This is a genomic window from Vibrio sp. CCUG 15886, from assembly GCF_028570825.1.
GTDB lineage: Bacteria > Pseudomonadota > Gammaproteobacteria > Enterobacterales > Vibrionaceae > Vibrio > Vibrio vulnificus_B.
Genome location: NZ_JAQQBT010000001.1, coordinates 519,103 through 539,935 on the forward strand (window position 1 = coordinate 519,103; position 20,833 = coordinate 539,935).

General features: G+C 47.8%; 14 protein-coding genes. 5 read left to right on the top strand and 9 right to left on the bottom strand.

The genetic code is table 11. The features are described from left to right. The first annotated feature begins 198 nt into the window (after positions 1-198). Both PQQ36_RS02240 and PQQ36_RS02245 read left to right on the top strand, forming a co-directional pair. Positions 199-933, top strand: a complete 735-nt coding sequence (locus PQQ36_RS02240; protein ID WP_026130873.1) for an IclR family transcriptional regulator — start codon at positions 199-201, stop codon at positions 931-933. Between the two features lie 7 nt (positions 934-940). Beyond that, complete coding sequence (locus PQQ36_RS02245) at positions 941-1,777, top strand: arginase family protein (RefSeq protein WP_011081339.1); 837 nt, start codon at positions 941-943, stop codon at positions 1,775-1,777. 43 nt (positions 1,778-1,820) lie between these two features. Here PQQ36_RS02245 and PQQ36_RS02250 read toward each other — a convergent pair whose 3' ends face one another. Continuing rightward, positions 1,821-3,104 carry a DEAD/DEAH box helicase gene (locus tag PQQ36_RS02250; RefSeq protein ID WP_011081340.1) on the bottom strand — a complete coding sequence of 428 codons (1,284 nt, stop codon included), beginning with the start codon at positions 3,102-3,104 and terminating at the stop codon, positions 1,821-1,823. 357 nt (positions 3,105-3,461) lie between these two features. On the opposite strand from PQQ36_RS02250, the gene PQQ36_RS02255 reads away from it, so the two are divergent. After that, positions 3,462-6,449: a DUF6701 domain-containing protein gene (locus PQQ36_RS02255; RefSeq protein ID WP_108677630.1), complete on the top strand. Its 2,988-nt coding sequence runs from the start codon at positions 3,462-3,464 to the stop codon at positions 6,447-6,449. 55 nt (positions 6,450-6,504) lie between these two features. Here PQQ36_RS02255 and PQQ36_RS02260 read toward each other — a convergent pair whose 3' ends face one another. Continuing rightward, complete coding sequence (locus PQQ36_RS02260) at positions 6,505-7,491, bottom strand: CobW family GTP-binding protein (protein ID WP_015727986.1); 987 nt, start codon at positions 7,489-7,491, stop codon at positions 6,505-6,507. A 151-nt stretch (positions 7,492-7,642) separates the two neighbouring features. Here PQQ36_RS02260 and PQQ36_RS02265 point away from each other — a divergent pair, with 151 nt between their 5' ends. Next, positions 7,643-8,320: a tRNA (adenine(22)-N(1))-methyltransferase gene (locus PQQ36_RS02265; RefSeq protein ID WP_061058080.1), complete on the top strand. Its 678-nt coding sequence runs from the start codon at positions 7,643-7,645 to the stop codon at positions 8,318-8,320. Positions 8,321-8,352: 32 nt separating this feature from the next. Here PQQ36_RS02265 and PQQ36_RS02270 read toward each other — a convergent pair whose 3' ends face one another. Continuing rightward, a complete protein-coding gene (locus tag PQQ36_RS02270; RefSeq protein WP_273660287.1) occupies positions 8,353-10,317 on the bottom strand; it encodes a tetratricopeptide repeat-containing diguanylate cyclase in 1,965 nt (654 codons plus the stop codon). A 408-nt stretch (positions 10,318-10,725) separates the two neighbouring features. On the opposite strand from PQQ36_RS02270, the gene PQQ36_RS02275 reads away from it, so the two are divergent. Beyond that, positions 10,726-13,848, top strand: coding sequence for a hypothetical protein (locus PQQ36_RS02275; protein WP_273660289.1), 3,123 nt, complete (start codon positions 10,726-10,728; stop codon positions 13,846-13,848). Positions 13,849-13,940: 92 nt separating this feature from the next. Here PQQ36_RS02275 and nirD read toward each other — a convergent pair whose 3' ends face one another. The 6 genes from nirD to PQQ36_RS02305 form a co-directional block, all read right to left on the bottom strand. Further along, entirely contained in the window at positions 13,941-14,264 is a 324-nt protein-coding gene (gene nirD / locus PQQ36_RS02280; RefSeq protein ID WP_045597989.1) for a nitrite reductase small subunit NirD, read from the bottom strand. Between the two features lie 3 nt (positions 14,265-14,267). Continuing rightward, entirely contained in the window at positions 14,268-16,751 is a 2,484-nt protein-coding gene (nirB, locus tag PQQ36_RS02285; RefSeq protein ID WP_273660290.1) for a nitrite reductase large subunit NirB, read from the bottom strand. Between the two features lie 10 nt (positions 16,752-16,761). Continuing rightward, complete coding sequence (locus tag PQQ36_RS02290) at positions 16,762-17,604, bottom strand: ABC transporter ATP-binding protein (protein WP_011081348.1); 843 nt, start codon at positions 17,602-17,604, stop codon at positions 16,762-16,764. Positions 17,605-17,615: 11 nt separating this feature from the next. Next, complete coding sequence (locus tag PQQ36_RS02295; protein ID WP_065091185.1) at positions 17,616-18,584, bottom strand: ABC transporter permease; 969 nt, start codon at positions 18,582-18,584, stop codon at positions 17,616-17,618. A 27-nt stretch (positions 18,585-18,611) separates the two neighbouring features. Further along, positions 18,612-19,973: a CmpA/NrtA family ABC transporter substrate-binding protein gene (locus PQQ36_RS02300; protein WP_237282529.1), complete on the bottom strand. Its 1,362-nt coding sequence runs from the start codon at positions 19,971-19,973 to the stop codon at positions 18,612-18,614. 265 nt (positions 19,974-20,238) lie between these two features. After that, positions 20,239-20,817 (bottom strand): ANTAR domain-containing response regulator, encoded by a 579-nt coding sequence (locus PQQ36_RS02305; RefSeq protein WP_045622506.1) that lies wholly within the window; start codon positions 20,815-20,817, stop codon positions 20,239-20,241. Positions 20,818-20,833: the final 16 nt, after the last annotated feature.

Below are 20,833 nucleotides of genomic sequence, written 5' to 3' on the forward strand. Positions count from 1 at the left end.
TGCGGCCCCTTTTCTATGCTTTTTCTCTTCTTATTTCTTTGCCTATTCATCGCCGCTCTTGTCACTCTCGCGTTTGGCCTTAACTTACTCCCTTACAATAAATTCTCACCATTCGAGAAAAAGATAAATTTATTTCATTCCTTTTCCTATCTAATAAGAATTATATTTGTGTTATAGATTTGTACACGATAAAAAATGATGAAAGACAACAAGATGAACGCCAATCAGGTTAATGAGAAAACCCTACAACTGCTGATGCAGGTCGCGGTGAACGACGAGCCCGTTTCAGCCAAGACCTTAAGTGAACAGCTTGCTGTTCCGCTCAGCAGCTTGTATCGCCATTTAAAGCTCCTAAAAGAGTGGAACCTGATTGAAGAAAGTGCCCATGAAAAAACCTTTATCGTGGGACCCGCCGCGTTACTTTTGATGCGTAGTTACCAAACATCTCAACACAGTCTTGAATCTGTCGAGACAATTTTGGCGCGTTTGCAGCATCAAACCGGCGAGTTGGCGGCGTACATGGTGCCCGTGGGTTATCGCGCTTTGTGCGTTCGTCAAAAAGAGAGTATGCAGGCGCTACGCTGTAGCTACGTCCAGGGTCAAAGTCAACCTCTACTGCGTGGCGCCTCATCGAAAGTCATGTTGGCATTTATGCCACCTGAACGATGTGAAAGGATTTTACGCTACTTCGGCCAAGAAGCTCGTCTAAACGAGTGGCAAACCGAATTAGAGATGATTCGTAAAAACGGTTATGCCGTCAGCACATCAGAAATAGATCCCGGCGTGTCTGGCATCAGCGCCCCGGTAATGAAAGGAAGTAAATTGATCGGAGCGGTTTCCGTCATGGCTCCAGCTCATCGAGTTGAAGCGGATAAGCAGCGTATCATTTTACATGTTTTGCAGGCAGCGAGAGCGCTTCCACCAGAAAGGTAATGCAGTCATGTTAGGCTTTTTCAAACGCTATCAAAAGAACCATACAGTTCAACATCATCACTATCCGTACTCGTTTATCACCGTCAGTGAGTACATCAAACCGATGACATTAGTAGAGTTTGAATCTGCCCAACAGAGCTTAGAAAACGCAAGCGAATGGCTTTATCAGAGCCATCAAAAGCGCAATATTGCGTTGTGCTCGCATTTTAGTCATCACGATGTCGAAAACGGGCATTATCAAGAAACGTTGAGTCAAATGGTCTCGCGCCATGCCATCCCTGTCGTGTTGACCAATTGCCATGAAACCCTGCTCTCTGCCCTACCCGTCGTACTGGCAGGACATGAAGAAGTTGGTTTAATGAACATCAACCACAACATGGGACTGAAATCGACGCTGGATGTGAAGTTAGGTTCCGCCTACCATTTTGCGCTCACTCGCTACCCAAACAGCCGAGCGTTTTTTGTTGGCGTCAGTCAAGAATCAACTGCAAACGAGCTGTTTGAGTACGCGGAAGATCTCGGGTCCAATTGGCTTACGGAGAAAGAATTTTCTTTCCGTCATCGTTATGATGTGAAAGAACAAATTGGGAACTTTATCGACCATTGTGACAAGCTCGTTCTCTCTATCGATTTGGCTTCTCTTGTCACCAAAGCCAATATCGATAATCACCATACACTGGATATTCAAATGGTACTGAGAACGCTGCGCCAATGTATTGTTTCTGGCAAAGTGTCACTCATTCAGTTGATTGGCTCTCGCGATGGCTTGATTTTCTCAAGAGAGTGCAAAGCGATCTTAGAAGAATTGGAGCAGCTTACTGAGTTTGCTCATCATGCAGCCTAAAAAAAATCACCCTCGCGGGTGATTTTCTATTTCTGTTCTCTCATCAGTTACGACGAGCTTTGATTCGCTTCATCATCGCTAAGCGACGTTCCGCTGCCGCTTGATCCGTTGGCTCATTCGCGTTGTTACGACGGCCTTGACGATTCTTAAATGATGGCTTGCTGTTGAGCTTATCAATGTATGCTTCACGGCTCTTAGGCTCGTAACCCGCCAATTCAATACGGCGAATACGTTGTTGAATCAGATTTTCAACTTGAACCACCGTTAGCTCTTCTTCACGATTGACAAAAGAGACCGCATGACCTTGTTTTCCAGCACGACCAGTACGACCAATGCGGTGAACATAGTCTTCTGCCAAGAACGGCATGTCGTAGTTGACCACGTGTGGTAGATCTTCAATATCCAGACCGCGTGCCGCCACGTCGGTCGCAACCATCACACGAACTTTTCCTTCTTTGAACTCTTCAAGCGCACGGCGACGCGCACTCTGCGCTTTATCACCATGACACACATTTGCTTTGATGCCGTCGAGCTTCAACTCTTTGACAATGTCGTTCGCCGTTTCTTTGTAGTTAACAAATACCAACACTTGTTGCCAGTTTTTACGACCGATCAACTCAGAAAGCAGTTCTGTTTTACGCTCTTGATCAACAGGATACAACACGTGCGCTACCGTATGCGCCGTGGTGTTTTCGCGCTCGACCGCAATACGTTTTGGCTTGCGAAGAATGTCTTTGGACAATTCATTCAATTGGCTTGATGTGGTTGCTGAGAACATCATGATTTGTGGGTTGGTTTCAACATCCAACATGATCTTACGCACAGCGTTGATGAAGCCCATATCGAGAATACGGTCAGCTTCATCAAAGACAAGGAATTCGATGTTGGCCACTGACACATTGCCTGACTCGATGTGCTCTTCTAGACGACCAGGTGTCGCAACGAGGATATCGACGCCATTCTCAAGCATACGCTCTTGGCTCGACATTTTTCGACCACCAAAGATCGCCGCCACAGAGAGATTTGTGTACTTGGTATAGGCCTTAATGTTATCCGCAATCTGCTCTGCCAGCTCTCGAGTTGGCGCAAAAATCAGTGCTCTCGCCGTTTTACGCGAAGCAGACTTTCCGCTTTCGAGCAATTGTTGGATCAGTGGAAGAGAAAAAGCCGCTGTTTTACCCGTTCCTGTTTGAGCGGTAGCAAAAATATCGTGCCCGCGACGTGCAACAGGAATGGCTTTTTGCTGAATTGGGGTTAGCTTTTCGTAACCGCACTCTTCGAGCGCTTTCACGACTTCCGGAGCAAAACCTTGAGATGCAAATGACATTGAGCGTTTCCTTAAACAGACAATAATGGTTCGCCGATACAAATGGCCGCACATTCTACATGAAAATGAGTGATATATCTCAATCTAGTGAAAATTTTTTAGGATTTTGAAAAATACGCTTCCCTGATTCTAAATGGTTCTGCGGCAAATGGGTCAAATTTGGTGCAATTCACCACCGCAGACACATTCTTCAACAATTAATCGGCCCAAAAACACAGAACAACAAACGGTATAGTATTGATTATTGGTCAGACCTCATGGTTAAATTCGGCCCATAAAAACAATACAAAACACAAAATATAAACACTATTTTTCGCTTACTGCCATTGTTTCCATTAAGTTTGTAGGAAATTTTAGATGTCCAAATGGCATTTGCTCGCGTTGTCTATTTCACTGCCTTTTACCAGCAATGCGCTCGAGTATGATCTTTATAATGCAGAACACTTTAACCAACTTTGTAACCAAAGCACGTCACAGCAGGGGGATATTTTCCGTTGCAACGGCGAATTTTCACTACCAAATGGCGCGAAGCTGATTGCTTCGAAAGCGCCTAAGAATGGCGTGACACTCTCTGCGTTTAGCGGCGCAATTTTGCATGGTAACAACCAAGTCGGCTCGCCAGATAAGCGTATTTCAATCACGGCGTTATCTACCGGCATTTCCATTTTGCAACCGAGTCATGGTCCTCAACCTAAGGAGTACCATCGCAGCCAAATATTTGGTGATTTGAACTCACAGAATTTCATTCATATGACCAACGCAGAGGTGGATGGAAATGTTGCCACTCAAGGCTTGGATGTGATGACACATGGTGATCATAACATCATCAATGGTGATGTTTTTGGCCATCACAAAGTGGTTCTGAACAACACCAATGTATGCGGCGATATTGCTTCTCTAGGGCACCAGATATTCATTACTTCGAACAAGGCGACGCATTACGTTGTAGGAAATATCACCTCCCTCAACAAGCTTGATCTCCGCAACATCGATGTCTATGGCCAAATACACTCTCAAGGAAGCAGCGCACATTTAGATCTCTCCGGTAGTGCGGTTTACGCGCAAAAAACGGCGCTCAATTTGCTCCAAAGTGGTTTGGTGGAAAACGGCGTCGTTTGCGGCGAGATCACCGCCCATCAATCCAATATTCGTAATGTGGAAAACTACTGTGGTATAAGCGATCTCGGTTGTGATTATTCCAACCAAGGGGCTAACACAGCGTGCCCTGTGCCAGAAAGTATCCCATTGTGTGAGATCAAGCCCCCGGTTGATCACGATTACGAGTTTGTCATTAGCCCTGAAAACGACATGGCGTTGATGTGTGGAGAAAACCTTCCTCAGTTCAATATAACAACCTCCAATAATGGGGAATTAGCCAGCGTCAGCATGTTTGCTGAGGTCTCTGATCCCGCATTATTTGATGTCGTGATCGCCAATGGCATCGGTTCCGGCGCTTACCCGAACTTTGTCTCCTCCAGTCAGGGGCAGCTTCGCCTTGTCGTTCGACCTAAGAACATCAGCGCCATCAAGTTGGATAGGCATTACACCTTAAGCGTGTACCCAAATGGTGAGCCCAAAAAGCGCAAGACTGTGCGCTTCTTGTTCACGCCTTATATGTTTGAAACGTATGATCCTAATTCTGGCCAAGCCATCAACGAACTCGCTCTGGTTGCGGCAAAACCAGAGCCTTTAGGTGTTCGACTGTTGGCCTGTAATGACAAAGGGAACCCCGTTGTTGCGAGCAGCTATCACGGCAACCCGACCATCACTCACACCGTGACTACGCCGTCAAAACAACAGGGTGGTCGTGATGGTGAACGCGTCTATCAACCTATATTTACCAGCGGCATAAGTGAAAATACGATTTCACTTTCTGAGTCTGGGCTATTTGCGTTAAACATCCACGATACTTTTGACTGTGCTGGGTTCGACCAGTGCCCGCCATCAGGAAAGAACAAAGTATCTGGTCGTTTATCACTCAAAGTTCGCCCTTGGACCCTCGCTATTTGCGAAGGCGATCGAGCCCTTGAATCTGGCGATGCGCTAGGCGGTTCGCCTTTCCTTCCTGCAGGCGAACGTTTTTCTCTCAATCTCATGCCTATTCAATGGGTCGCCAATGGTAGCCTCACCCAGGCAGTTAACACTCAAGCGCTCTGCTCTACACCAGTAACGCACAACTTTTATCTGTCCAACGCCCCTGCTGCGCGGGTAAAACTCAGCAGTCAACAGGCAACACCAGTCGAAACGGCGACAGCTCAAACTCGACTGCTGGAAAGCGACTCAGGAATGGAGAGAGCGCATGATGACGTTACCAATGGTGCGTATTGGTTTGATGGGTTGCGATGGCGTGAAGTTGGCAGCCTCAGAGTGCAATCCGACCTCGTTGATCCTTATCTTGGAATGAAGGTCAACCAAGGTTATCGCTACATTGGGCGTTTCTATCCCAAGTATTTTAAGGTACATAACCAACAGTGGGATTATCCAAATAGCCAAACCTTTGCTTACATGAATCAGCCATTTGATCAGGTGATCGTCGATATCGACGCGTTAAATAGCCTTAAAGAACCCATCGCCAACTACCATTATTTTTCAACCACGGCGCACTTTGAACTGGCAGAACTCGGCGATCACTTAGAGCGGTTTGTCACGCCTTCTCTTGCGCCTACTCAATGGCGCGAGGCGCAAGGCAGCAGTATCGGCCGCATTCGCATCGTGAAACAGGATCATTGCGCCAACAGCGCTTGTTGGCTTAAGGACGACATTGGCCAAAATTACCCTGATGGGCCTTTTAACACCTACTCTGACTCTGCAGTAAGCAAAATTGGCCTCGTCTATCTTGAAAACGCGGACCCTGTGGCTTTTTACGACGACACGCATATTTTGCCCGTTCAACCCGATGTGCGATTTGGACGGCTCAATTTTGAAGATGTGGGTGGATATCAGGGACAAACCATCGTCGTACCATTGGATGTGGAATATTGGCGAGCGGGTGAGTTTGTGAACAACAAACATGACCATTTCACTCTCGCTGATGGCGCAAAACACTACCATCAACCCATTTGGTCACACAGCCTTGAGAACAACGCCTATCTCGCTGGTATCGGCAAGATGCATTACGGAAGTACTGAAGGCATCAAAGCAACACAAAAAGTCCCTGCTCGCGAACAGATTCGCTTTTGGTTGGATTTAACTTCAACGCAAAACAATTTGCCTTGGCTGCAATACGATTGGGACAAAACAAGTGATGGAGAAGAAGATCCTTCAACCGTTGTCACTTTCGGGATTCATCGTGGTCACGACAAAATCATCTTCCGTGGTGAGCCGAATCTGACGGGTGTTCTCTAGCCATTAAAAAAGCCAGTGATGAAAATCACTGGCTTTCACACGATTCATTCACTTTCTATCCGTGAATATTCGCCAATTTCAGCAGGATCGTTTCAAGCTCATCCCATGGCATTAGCTGCGAGTCGATAACTTCGATTCTGGATTCGAATCCTTCCAAGCTCATTTGATTCACCGACACAACGCCATTGGCGACGTTAAAAGCGTAACAGCCTTGATCTGTGTTCACCACCGCTTTCACTCGCTCTGCAGTTAATGCAGAGAACATTGAAAAAAGCGCTTCAAACTCAAAGCGATATTCAGCACCAATCAACCAACCACAGCTGTAATACCCTTGGCCTTTATTCTCTTTGCGCACAAAAGCACGACCAGGTGGCAATTCAAACTGTGGCTCCATCTCCGCATGATGGTGGTGATGCGGCTCAATATGCGTTGAAGCACTGCCGTAAACACGTTCAATATCCAGAACTTCTATCGGCAACTGACCATCATGAATCAACTTACTAAAGACTTTGGAAGGCGATTGGTCGGTCACCCAATCATTGAAAACGTCAATGTCATGCGAAGTACAAAGGTCCACTTTACTGCCAATCACCACATCCGCACTGTCGAGTTGATCATTAAAGTTCTGGTTACTCAGGTACTTTTCATCGCTTAGGTTACGTGGGTCCACCAGCGCAATGGTCGCTTTGAGATCGACATACGGTTCATATTGCGCAGACGTCAATGTGGCAATCACTTGTTTCGGGTGACCAAGCCCTGTTGGTTCGATAAGCAGACGTTCGGGCTTTTGACGCAACAATGTGTTGATACCAACACTCATCGGCACGCCTGCGGTGCAGCACATACAGCCACCCGGTACTTCTTTGATCAGCGCGCCGCTGTCGGTCATCATTGCACCGTCAATGCCAATCTCGCCAAACTCATTCACCAAAACCGCCCACTTTTCATTGGCTGGCTTTTCTTTCAGTAAATTGAGAATGGTGGTGGTTTTTCCTACACCGAGAAAACCCGTAATGATATTCGCCGGAACCTTGTTGTTCATCGTTATCTCCGCTCTGCGATGGCTACTTGCTGTCTGTATTGTACTTTGCCATGACTAAAGCTCAACTGGCATTGCGATTTCTCTTCGTCTCTTTCTAAAATCATTTTACAATCCGCGTCCCAACGATTAAGCAACACACCGGAGAGCCCATTTGAAACTGAGCAAACGCATTCAAGCTATCGCTGAAATGGTGAATCAAGAGTATGACCATATTTGGGATTGCTGTTGTGATCATGGCTACCTTGGTTTTGAACTGCTACGACGCTCTCCAAGCACTATAGTTCACTTCGTTGACATCGTCCCAACACTGACCGACAAAATCTCTCACACTCTTGCGCAATTTGGCGATGTACAGGCTGCGAATTGGCAAGTGCACTGCATGGACGTGGGTGATCTACCTCTCGCCAAGCACACTGGTAAACATTTGATCATCATAGCAGGCGTTGGTGGGGATCTGGCTTTAGATCTGGTTAAGCGTATTCAGGATAACCATCCACACTCAGAGTTGGAGTTTCTGCTCTGCCCTGTCCATCACCTTTACACTTTGCGAGACGCATTGCACGGTATGAACTTCCGGCTTATCGCGGAGCGACTGGTCGAAGACAATCGACGCTTCTACGAAATCTTACACATCAGTAATGCTCCAACAGTTACCACGCCAATCAGTGTCACTGGTGAACAGTTATGGCATGAGGCCGATTCGCGCTTGGCTGTACGCTACCAACAGAAAACCATTGCTCATTACGAACGATTAAAGCGTGGCCATGGCGAAGAGGTTGAGCGCATCATTCAGGCATATCAACAAGTTAAACTTGCCCAGTCCCATTAGTCCCAAAGAGAGTGCGTCGCGATTTGTCGCGCTCACTTAATTTGCTCAGGGGTAATCGCGCGATCACGTCCCAAACTTTTCGCTTGGTAAAGGCACATATCCGCGGTAACAAAGGCGTCAGAGCTGTTTTTCAACTCATTGAGACCGCAAGGTTCACTCGCCCCTACTGAAATAGTGATGTTGTAACTTTTCCCTTTCAATTGATAATCGGAAGTCCGAATCGACTCCACCAGCTTTTGCAAACGTAAAGGAAGATCATCGTCATTTTTGAGTACCAGAAGAAACTCTTCACCACCCCAGCGTACAAACAACTCATCGGATGCCAACTGTTGTTTGATGCGTTTGGCGGTTTCAACGAGGACAAAATCCCCAATCTCATGACCATGCGTATCGTTGATGGATTTAAACCAGTCAAGATCAACAAGGACAATTCGATAGAGGTGGGCACGATTGAGCAGACTTGGTGTTTCAATTTCCCTTTGGAAGAAACGTCTATTGTTGGCCCCTGTCAGCGGGTCCACATAAGACAGTGTTTGTAGATGAAGGTTGTGCTTACGAATAATGGCCATTCTGCGCACTCCCAAAAGCAAGAGTAGCCCGACAATCACAATCCAAATCATTAGAATGCGCTGACGCTGCTCATTCAAACTACGCTCTAATTCGCGCAGCTGATTTTGCGCTTCGTATAGATCGCGCTCTTTCGCGACTTCTTGTACTTCAAAGGAGGTTTGTAGAGCGTGAACTTCACCAATAATTTGCTGTTTCTCTTGGGCGTAATACTTCTTATAAAGGCTTAACGCTTCTGCATGCAGCCCTTTAGCTTCGAGAATGTTGGCCCGTAATAAATGGGCACGAATGGTCCAACGAGCATGTTGTAAATGTTCAAATGTGGCAATGGCACTATCCACTGCACTTTGCGCCGCATCCAACTGTTTACCCGCGAGATAGCCTTCCGCCTGAATATAAGTGCAAATGCCATTTTGCAAAGGATAGGTATTTTTTGCATCGAGCTTGACACAGGCGATGGCGACATCAATCGCACGTTCGAACTCTTCATCAAGCAAATACAGCCGAGCCTCACTTTTAAGTTTCAAAATCCGATAATACGTCGAGGTGTTCTCGCCAAAATAACGTAAGGCCCTATCGTACGCGGCTTTGGCTTGCTCCTTTTGTTTAAGCTGTTGGTAAACAAACGACTGATTAAGCAATATCACCAGTTGGCGATTGGGCTGAGTTACACCGATCGCTTCATAGAATGTTTCGGCCCGTTGGAGAAAATCCAATGCCTTATCCCACTGTTCTAAATGAACATAAAGCAGCCCCAAGTTGTTAAGATAACGGCCAATAAACGCGCTCTTAGGAAACCTTGCACTTAATTCTAACCCTTGGTAAAACGCCAATTGTGAGCGCTTTAGTTGATTGGTGGCATTGTACAAGATACCCAAGGTGTTAAAACCTTCCAGTAACAGGAAATCGGCGCCGTTTTCATTTGCCATCGCCATACCGAGTTCGACGTGTTTTAACCCCTCATCAAACTGGCCTTGCTTCAACTCTCGTCCCGCTTTTTCGATAATCAACTGGGCACTCAACCAAGCCATTTTTCGTTGAGACGCAAACTGCTCTAACTGGCCAGTTAACTGGTCAACTCGCTCTTGAGATTGTTGTGTTTTGGCGATTTCACGTTTAATCAGCAAGGTATAAATATGCTCTAGATCCGCTCTTGCACTGTGATGCTGAGTTTCCCACTTTGTCCCCTTCTCCCATTCAGCGAGTAACGCTTGCGCTTTATCGGGTTCTATCTGAACCAATGGCATGATGTTGAGTAACGGATGATGAGCAGAAAAGGTTTTGAGCTGCTCTTCGGGGGAGGCTAACGTTTTTACCGAGCGGGTTTGGGGATATGAAGCCGTATCTTGATCAACAAACACGTCCCAAGTCACGATAGACAAAGCGAGAAGAAGTAAAATTAATAGAGAAAAAGCGAGCTTTTTGTGCATATCAATGTCGACTCTCTTTGTCGGTTCACTACAACAGCCTCGATTTGTTTTTCATCAGATCGAATGGCGTAGATTCATTTGTCTAAAACTTCAAACACTTATCATATTCATTCAGGAAAACGATATCGTGGCTGCTGAAAATTACGGCGAAAGTAGCATACATTTAGTGATAAATCTCAAACTTTTGCCTAAATTGGTTACCCGATCAAAATAAACCAATGATTGACTTATCAATCATTTACTAAAAAAGCAAAGACTCAACCAAAATTATAACCAACTGTTTTAAAATATATTTTACTTAAAAAACTCAAAGTTACCTCTCATACTTTCTAAGCCATTTTGTGTTTGACGCCTTTTAAAAGCATTCCTACGGTTTATATGGCTAAACAGTAAAGCTAAGGGTGGCTTATGAATAAAAACAAAATCGTTATGGCACTAGGACTCAGTGTCAGCGTTGGCCTATTGGGCTGTGGCGGGGGAAGCTCAAGCTCCTCTGGAGGAAGCTCTTCCAGCTCCTACTCCGTAACAGCAATCGATGGCTACTTACAAAATGCACAGGTTTGGTTGGACTTAAACAAGAACTTCATTTGGGATACCGGTGAACCAAAAGCGACCACTGGCGCCGGAGGTAAGGCGACCCTAGATGTTACAGGAATAGATAACCCTGAAAGCTACCCGATCGTGGTAAAAGCAATCAAAGGGAAAACCGTAGACGAAGACACCGGTAACACGATCGCTACAGATTACGTCATGTCTGCCCCAGCTGGTGAACAAGATATTACCCCACTTTCTACAATGGTTCATGTTTTACTCGAACGTGACGAAACCTTAACCAAAGATGAAGCAGTCCAAACCGTCGCCACTCAACTTGGCATCACGAGCGATGACGTACTTGGTGACTACATTGAGGATAACGATGTCGAAGCCGCGTTCGGCGCGAAAACACTGGTTTCTTCTGGCGTACTACCGGAAACCCCAGAGGAGCTTGCATCAGAAGCAGATGAAGAAACCACAACCACGAGTACATTTCTAACCGAAGCGCAAACCGTCAACACCGAAACCAAAGAGCACATTGAAACAGAGAAATCAGCACTGGGCGAAGGTGAAGAGCTCAACCTCGATGACAAAGTGGGCACGTTTGACCCAGAAACGGGCACGGTCACATTCGAAGATGATAGCGATGGTGACGGCGTTGCCAACAGTCAAGACTGGGCACCAGACAATAGCGAAGAATGGTTAGACAGTGATGGAGATGATATTGGCGACAATGCCGATACGGATGATGACAACGACGGCACCCTCGATGTCGAAGACGCTTTCCCGTTCGACGCAGAGGAAACAACAGATACTGATGACGATGGAATTGGTAACAATGCCGATACCGACGATGATAACGATGGCACCCTCGATGCTGACGATGCGTTCCCGTTAGACCCCGAAGAAACTCTCGACACCGATAAAGATGGCATTGGTAATAACGCCGATACTGACGATGATAACGACGGTGCACTTGATGGTGACGACGCGTTCCCGCTCAACCCTGAGGAAACGATAGATACAGATAAAGATGGCATCGGTAATAATGCAGACACCGACGATGACAACGACGGTATCTTGGACGTCGATGACAGCAACCCAACCGTGCCTGATCTCAACCCGATAGAACAAGTTATCCAGTTTATGCAAAACAACTCTATGTTCTACGCACTATGGGCTGATCATGAGTACAACGATGCTACTGGCACCGAAAGCGTCGAAATTTATGTTGAAAAATTCACCTTGGCCAACAACATAGGTACGGTAACCGAAGCATATCAAATGTTGCCTGATGGTCGTAAAGTGGCCGACGAGCCTGATGCCAACGATGAAGACGATATTGTATTGGGTCCAAATGGATGGCAAACATTCAACGACACTTACGCTATCGCCATCAACAGTGATGCGGTTTCGGTGTATCCGGAAGAGGTTCCAAGCCTAACAAATACTGCTTATGGTTACGTTAAAGACCTAAGTGGCCTCAACATGGCTGAGCACTCTGGTGAACTCGGTGATTACGTAGACGCAGACGCTGTGTTCCCAGAAGGAGCGGAAGGGGGCATCGTTAAACTCACTGCTGACGTTGACCAATACTTCCTATGGTTCAAACCTTGGTTCTGGAGAGCATCCGGCAATACGAGTGACGACGGTCATAACGCCACCAACCTAACGGAAATTCAAGTCGCCCCAGCGGACATTTCTCAAACGGGTGACGATGTACATACCGCGAAAGGCATTTCAATTGGCATGCACGTTGGTGTCCAGTTTGTCTCTGATGGTACGACGCGTTTTATGACGCTTGATTGGTGGAACGAAAGTACTCAAGCCCCTGGAACAGTCACCATTAACGGCACTGGCACGTGGAGTCAAGTGGTTGTCAACGGTGAAACCATCATTCGCTATAGCGTGCCGGATAGTGTGGTTGAAGCATGGGGCGACGTTTGGGATAACGACTCACAACAACTCATTCTTTCTGTGTACGGTGGGATTGTTCATAGCGGCGACTATCTACTTGCAGGACAAAGTGAAGACGATGATGAGGGCTACCTACTGAACGAAACCGCGAAAGAAGCCTTGATTGGTGCGGTTAATCTACCCGGTTGGTGTCCAATCACCGAAGTCGCCTCTGGTGCAACCCTTGCGGATTTCCAAGCGCAAATCGCCGACTGTCAGTTACCCGTGATGGATCCTGAAGGTGCGGTACTTTATCGCGTCAATAGCAGTGGGGAAACGCGAGTCCAAGCGTATGCCGCCAACAACGAAGCATTACGCTTCAAAAATGGTACGCCAAGCACGAAATATTGGATGGTAAACCAAGAAGGCACGCTTGAGTTTGGCGACGACGCTCAGAATATCTGGGATTACAAACGCGCTATCATGGATGTGGATGAAGATGGCATTCTCTCCATGGCAACGTTTGATCCAGAAACGGGTGAAATCTCACTTGGTCTCTATCAAGAAGTGGATCTCAGCCAACCATTTACCTATTGCGAAACCTCCAATAGTGACTGGGATGAGGTGAACGAAGTGCCAACCACCTTCTTCTCCTTCGACACCTACGCTGATGCACTGAAAGGTTGTGTGGATGATACCGCCTATCGCGCGGCCAAATTCACCTCCACTTTCATTGGTGAACAATTGGTAATGAAAGATGAAGATGGCACACTCACGTTCTTAGCCAATAAAACTGGTACGTTTGTCAGCACGGATGAAAATATCCAGTTTACTTGGGAAGAACATGACGCTGAAAATGGCATCATAGCCTTGAGCTACTCCTTCGTTGACGATAACCAAGTGACGCAAAACAATACCACCTACATGGGCTTTGCCTACAGTAATGGTATTCAGTTTAACGTCAAAGGCTTTACTGTCTCGACAGAATGGAATGGCAACACCATTGGTTCTCAAGGTGAGATTTGGGATGGGCTCTTTATCCACCCTGAATCTGAGCAAGCCCTGATTGACTACGGTTTTATTGAGGCTCCCACGCCGTAGTTGAACGTTATCCAGCAGATAAAAACCAAGGCCAAGTTTTCACTTGGCCTTTTTATTGTCTTTTTTGTTGTCGTTTTAGGTCGCTCGGAGCACTAGCCTAGAACGTAAACGGCGTCGTTTTCCACCAGCACTGGCCATGTCATTAGCTTGACCGCATCATCTTCAAAGCACTTACCTGTTTTTAAGCAAAAATGCTGTTTATACAACGGAGAGGCAACGCAGAGCTCACCTTGGATATCCCCGACAATGCCGCGGCTTAATACAAAAGCTTTGCCAATCGGGTCCCAGTTTTGTATCGCAAACACCCCCTCCTTAGGCACATAGAACATCGCCACTTGCTCATCATTCAATAACACAGGATGGCCATGGTCACTTTTCAGTTCATTGAGATGGCAGATAAATTGTTTAGTTTGCATCGCTTAATCCTCCAGTTTGACAGGAATACGCTGGCCACGCGTACGTTGGTAGCCCAATAGCGTGCTCTGCTGGGTTGAGTTAATGAACGGTCTGAAACGCATCAATTTTTCAGGATTGGTTAAGGTTTGCTTCCACTCACAGTGATACGTGTCCACGACATGCGCCATTTGCTGCTCAAGTTGCTCACACAGATGGAGCGAATCGTCCAGAACGACGCTTTTGAGATAATCCAATCCGCCATCAAGATTCTCCAACCACACGGAGGTGCGTTGCAAACGATCCGCCGTGCGCACGTAAAACATCAACACACGGTCGATCAGCCTAATCAGCTCTGCTTTACTCAAATCAGCCGCCAACAGATCAGCATGTCTTGGACGCATGCCACCGTTACCACACACATACAAGTTCCAGCCTTTTTCTGTCGCGATCACGCCAATGTCTTTGCTTTGCGCTTCAGCACATTCACGCGTACACCCTGATACAGCAAACTTCAGTTTATGCGGCGCTCGCAGTCCTTTGTAACGATTCTCAAGTTCAATGGCTAGACCCACTGAGTCATCCACGCCATAACGACACCAGGTTGAACCGACACAAGATTTCACCGTGCGCACGGATTTTCCGTAAGCATGGCCGGTTTCAAATCCAGCATCGATCAGGGTTTGCCAAATCTCCGGTAACTGCTCCACTTGAGCACCAAACAGGTCAACGCGTTGACCTCCGGTGATTTTGGTGTAGAGGTCGTACTGGCGAGCCACCTCCCCTAACACGATGAGCTTCTCTGGGGTAATCTCGCCACCAGGGATACGGGGCACAATAGAGTAAGAACCGTCTTTTTGCAGATTGGCCATAAACGCATCGTTGGAATCCTGCAAAGGTGAATGTTCCGGCTCCATGATGTGCTCATTCCATAATGACGAGAAAATCGACCCTGCAGTGGGCTTGCATATGTCGCAACCATGCCCCTTACCGTGCTTCGCCAACAAACTATCGAAATCGCGAATTTTCTCGACTTGGCATATGTGATAAAGCGCCTGCCGCGTTTGGCTAAAGTGCTCACAAAGCTGGGTATTCACTTCTAAGCCCATCACGCTCAGTTGCTGATCAAGCACCGATTTGACCATGGCACTGCAACCGCCACACCCAGTACCGGCTTTGGTCTGTGCTTTTAACTCGCCAAGCTCATGCGCACCCGCCTGAATCGCGCTGATCAGATCGCCTTTGGTAACGTTGTGACATGAACAGATCACCGTGTTGTCACTGACATCCCCTTTTAGCGCACTGGCGTCAAACAACAAACTGACCGCAGGCTGCGGCAGTGGGGTTTTATTCAAGTAGCTTTGCAGCAGCACATCATAATCTTGGTTGTCGCCGATTAAGATCGCGCCCAACAAGGTGGTGCCACTTTGATCCACCACCAATTTTTTGTAGATGCCCGCAGCCGCATCGTGCAGTACCATTTCCGTCGCCTTCGGTGTGGCTTTATGCGCATCACCTATCGATGCCACATCCACCCCCAATAATTTGAGCTTGGTGCTCATGTCTGCGCCGCTAAACTCAGCCTCGCTGCCCCCTCTCAGTTGCTGCGCCACTACTCTCGCCATCGCATATCCAGGTGCCACCAAGCCGAAGATTTTTCCTTGCCACAGTGCACACTCGCCAATGGCGTAAATCTCGCTATCACTGGTTTGGCACGCGTTATTGACCACGATGCCACCGCGCTCGCCCAGCTCAAGGCCACAATCGCGAGCCAGTTGGTCTCTCGGTCGAATGCCCGCCGAGAACACGATCACATCCACTTCCAGCGGCGGGGCATCCTTGAACACCATGCGATGGTAAGCCGTTTCACCATCAATGATTTTTTCGGTGGCGGTTGAGGTATGCACCGTTAAGCCAAGTTGCTCAATTTTGCTTTTCAGCACCGCGCCTGCACCCTCATCAAGTTGGACTGGCATTAAGCGTGGCGCAAATTCAACAACATGCGTTTCTAAACCAAGCAGCCTTAGGGCATTCGCCGCCTCCAAACCAAGTAACCCTCCTCCAATCACGGCACCTTTCTTCGCACCAAGACACGCTTGCTTAATCTGCGACAGATCATCCAAGGTTCGGTAGACAAACACCTTGCTGCGCTCACGCCCTGCCATCGGGGGCACAAATGGGTAAGAGCCGGTAGCAAACACCAATTGGTCATAACTCAGTTGGCTTTCATCTTCCAATGTGACTCTTTTGCTTTGTCGGTCAATGCCCACCACCGCAACGCCCAATATCAGCTCAATGCCATGCTTCTGATACCACTCTTCACTGCTGAGTAATAAGTCTTGGTGGCTTTGTCCTGAAAACATCGCCGAGAGGTGAACGCGGTCATAGGCGACGAATCGCTCTTCCCCAATCACGATAATTCTTTTTTCTAAATGGCTGCCAGTGGCGACGAGCTGCTCTACCAGTTGATGGCCTACCATGCCATTGCCAATGATCACTATGCTTTCCATGCGTTTGTCCTCAGGCTGTTTTTATCGGTTTTGCTTGCGAGTGTTGTGCGGTGCGCGCCGTTGCCGCTTCGCCTTTGCTTTGTTTCTCGTATAAGAATCTCAACACAGCTTGGCGATAGTGTTGGTATTGCGGGTCGTCCGCCAAAGCGACGCGATCACGTGGTCTTGGCAACTCAATCGGGAGAATTTCACCAATCGTCGCCGCGGGGCCATTGGTCATCATGACAATTTTGTCGGAAAGCAAAACCGCTTCATCGACATCGTGCGTAATCATGATCACCGTGTTGTTGAGCTCGGCTTGAATGGCCATCAGTGCATCTTGCAATCGCGCACGAGTCAGCGCATCCAACGCGCCAAACGGCTCATCCATCAGCAGCACTTTAGGTTGTAAGGCCAACGCTCGGGCAATGCCCACCCGCTGTTTCATACCGCCTGAGATTTCATCCGGCTTTTTATCGGCGGCGTGCGCCATTTGAATCAAATCCAAATAGTGGTGCACTTGCTCTTTCACCCACGCTTTGCTCTGACCTTGGGCAATCTGCTTAACGGCCAACTCAACGTTTTGATAAACGGTTAACCAAGGCAACAGTGAATGATTTTGGAACACCACCGCGCGCTCAGGCCCCGGGCCACTCACTTCTCTACCATCGACAATCACACCACCATCGGTCGGCAGGTGCAGCCCAGCGACCAAGTTCAGCACGGTTGATTTTCCACAGCCAGAATGGCCAATCAGTGAAATGAACTCCCCTTTTTGGATCTGCATATCGACGTTTTTCAGCGCGATAAACTCCCCTTGAGGGGTAGGAAAGCGCATCCCAAGTTGCGTCAGTTCTAAAAACGATTTAGACATAGTGCCGACTCCTATCTTAACGACATCTGTTTGTTCCACGACAACCAACGCTGGCATTGCAACATGCCGCGATCGAGCAGAAGACCAATCAAGCCAATCACAATCACTGCCACCATGATGCGGCCAAGTGAATCAGAGCTGCCGTTTTGAAACTCATCCCAAACAAACTTTCCTAGCCCTGGGTTTTGCGCCAACATTTCTGCGGCGATCAACACCATCCATGCAATGCCCAACGAAAGGCGTAATCCGGTAAACATCATTGGGATGGCCGATGGAAGCACAATGATGCGGATGTGTCGCCACCATGAAAGTCTCAATACTTTGCTCACGTTGAGGAGATCTTTATCGACGCTGGTTACGCCAACCGCTGTGTTGATCAAGGTTGGCCACAAGCTGCATAACGCCACGGTAAACAGCGAGTTGACGAAAGACTTGGCAAAAAGCGGGTCATCACTGACGTAGGTTGCACTGACCACCATGGTGACAATCGGCAACCACGCCAAAGGTGAAACCGGCTTTAACAATTGGATGATTGGGTTGAACGCCATGTAGAGCCCTTGGTTCAGCCCAAGAATAATGCCAAGTGGAATGGCAATGAGACTTGCCAACATAAACCCGCAAGCCACCGTCACCAAACTGGTGATGATTTGGTCGAAAAAGGTCGGTTTGCCGGTATATGGGCGAATTTTCACTTCCGCTGTAGGATCTTTTGCCAGCTTGGCTGCGTTGCGTTGCTCCTGCCGCTCAATAAAGCGCTGCTCCTTTTCGCGCTCATTGTGGTGCTCTGTGAGCAAATTAGAAAACTGTTGAAAGGTATCCACCGGACCTGGCAATGTGCCAAGCGACGTTTCGACTTGACGTGCACTTAAGTGCCACGCCAACAAAAACACCAGTAAGCCAATCATGGGCAGCAGAATCAGCCGACTTTTGTCCGCCACCGCCTGTGAACTGGGAATAAGCGAAATAACATTTCCTGACATAACGACTCCTTGTTATTCATTGATGCGTTAAAGTGACTCAGCGCCTTTCAGGCCAATGGCGAACTGCTGCAGATACGCATTGGGGCTACGGCCGTCATAGTGGATCTGATCAATGAAGTGAGTTTGCGGTGGGCGAAAACCACTTTCTTTGGCAAAGTCAGGAAAATCGCTGGCGCTCAATGTCCCTTCTTCGATTAACGCTTCTGCCGCGCGTTGATAAATCTCTGGTCGATACACCTGCTTGGCGATGTCCATGTACCATGAGTCCGGTTTCTGGTGTTCGATCTGTCCCCAACGGCGCATTTGTGTGAGGTACCAAATCGCATCGCTGTAGTAGGGATAGGTGGCGTTGTAGCGAAAGAACACATTAAAATCGGGCACTTGTCGCTTATCGCCTTTTTCGTATTCAAACGTGCCAGTCATGGAATTGGCGATCACTTCCGCATCGGCGCCGACGTACTCACTGCGTGAAAGCAGCTTCACGGCTTCGGCGCGATTGCGGTTATCGTTTTCATCTAACCAATGCGCCGCACGGATCAGGGCTTTGACCACGCGGATATGGGTATTGGGGTACTTTTCCGCCCAATCTTGTGCAACACCAAATACCTTCTCTGGGTTGTTTTTCCAGATCTCATAGTCGGTCACCACGGGCACGCCGATGCCCTTAAACACCGCTTGTTGGTTCCAAGGTTCGCCAACGCAATAGCCTTTGATGGTGCCCGCTTCCATGGTGGCTGGCATTTGTGGTGGCGGCGTAACGCTGAGCAGCACATCGGCATTAATTTGGCCACTGTTGTCGCCTTTATGCGGCGCATAATAGCCAGGATGAATCCCCCCAGCCGCGAGCCAGTAGCGCAGCTCGTAGTTATGCGTTGAAACGGGAAACACCATGCCCATATTGAACGCTTTGCCTTGGTCGCGGTAACTTGTTACGACAGGTTTAAGGGCATCGGCTTTGATGGGGTGAACGGGTTTACCGTCACTGCCTTTGGCCAAATTGGGTTTCATTTGCTGCCAAACATCGTTCGACACGGTGATCGCGTTACCGTTGAGATCCATACTGAATGCGGTGATCACTTTGGCTTGCGTGCCAATGCCGATGGTGGCACCCAGTGGTTGGCCTGCCAGCATGTGCGCGCCATCCAGTTCACCATCAATCACGCGATCGAGCAGCACCTTCCAGTTGGCCTGCGCTTCTAGCGTCACATACAGCCCTTCATCCTCAAAAAATCCTTTTTCATAAGCGATCGCCAACGGTGCCATGTCGGTCAATTTGATAAAGCCAAACTTTAAGTCCTCTTTTTCAGCCTCGCCGACTTCTGCGAGTACAACCGGTGAAGCAAACGCCAACCAACTTGTTAATACGCCAACTGTCCATCTCTTTTTCATCGATTTTCTCCAAAAAAAAAGCGCCACGACTCCGAGGAGTCGTAGCGCCGTTGCTTTCTCTGCAATTACCGCCGTTGATAATTGAGATTCGCCATTCAACAATGTGTCTAAATAAAGCTATTCAATTAGTGTGCCAACGATATATTTACATAAAATCAGTATGTTATCGTTATGTTCTTTGCTGCTTCCTGCATCACTGCTTTGATTTAGTGCACGTCGCACCAATTGCACTTTTTTCTCTTACCCCCAAAGTAGTAGAACAACCTTACAGTGTGGTTAACGTCGCAATCACGTTTTTCGCAACTTGCAGCATGGGTTGACTGGTTTGCATCGCGGAACGACGCATCGCTTGATAGGCGGTTTCTTCGTCCACTTGTTGAAACTTCATCAGTAGACCTTTGGCTTTTTCAATCACTTTTCGCTCTTGCAATTTGTCATTTAAAAGCGCCACTTTCTCCTCCACCAGCAAGTAACTTTCTCTTAGTTGCGCGGCGTAGTCGATCCAAGGCGCTAAGGGCAAAGTGTTTTCTTCTGGTAAAAACACACAGTCGTGACAATCTTTTAACTGATTGAATTGTTGAGAAAAAACTTGACGAAACAAGACCAGAACCGGCCGCTTTTGTTGACGACAATACTCAATGATCAACCGCACTTCAGCACAAGGGGCGGACCATCCGACGACGACGCAGCTTTCAGCTTCTCGCCGCAGGATATGTTCCAATTGCCCAAGCTGACACCCCAGCACTTGGTCATATTCTTTCGCCAATCGCTCGGCTAAATGCGCTTGTTGTGTTAATGAATCGCAGCAAACAATCATCGTCCTTTGATAAGGCTTTTTCGTCATAGACATTCCTTGTCGT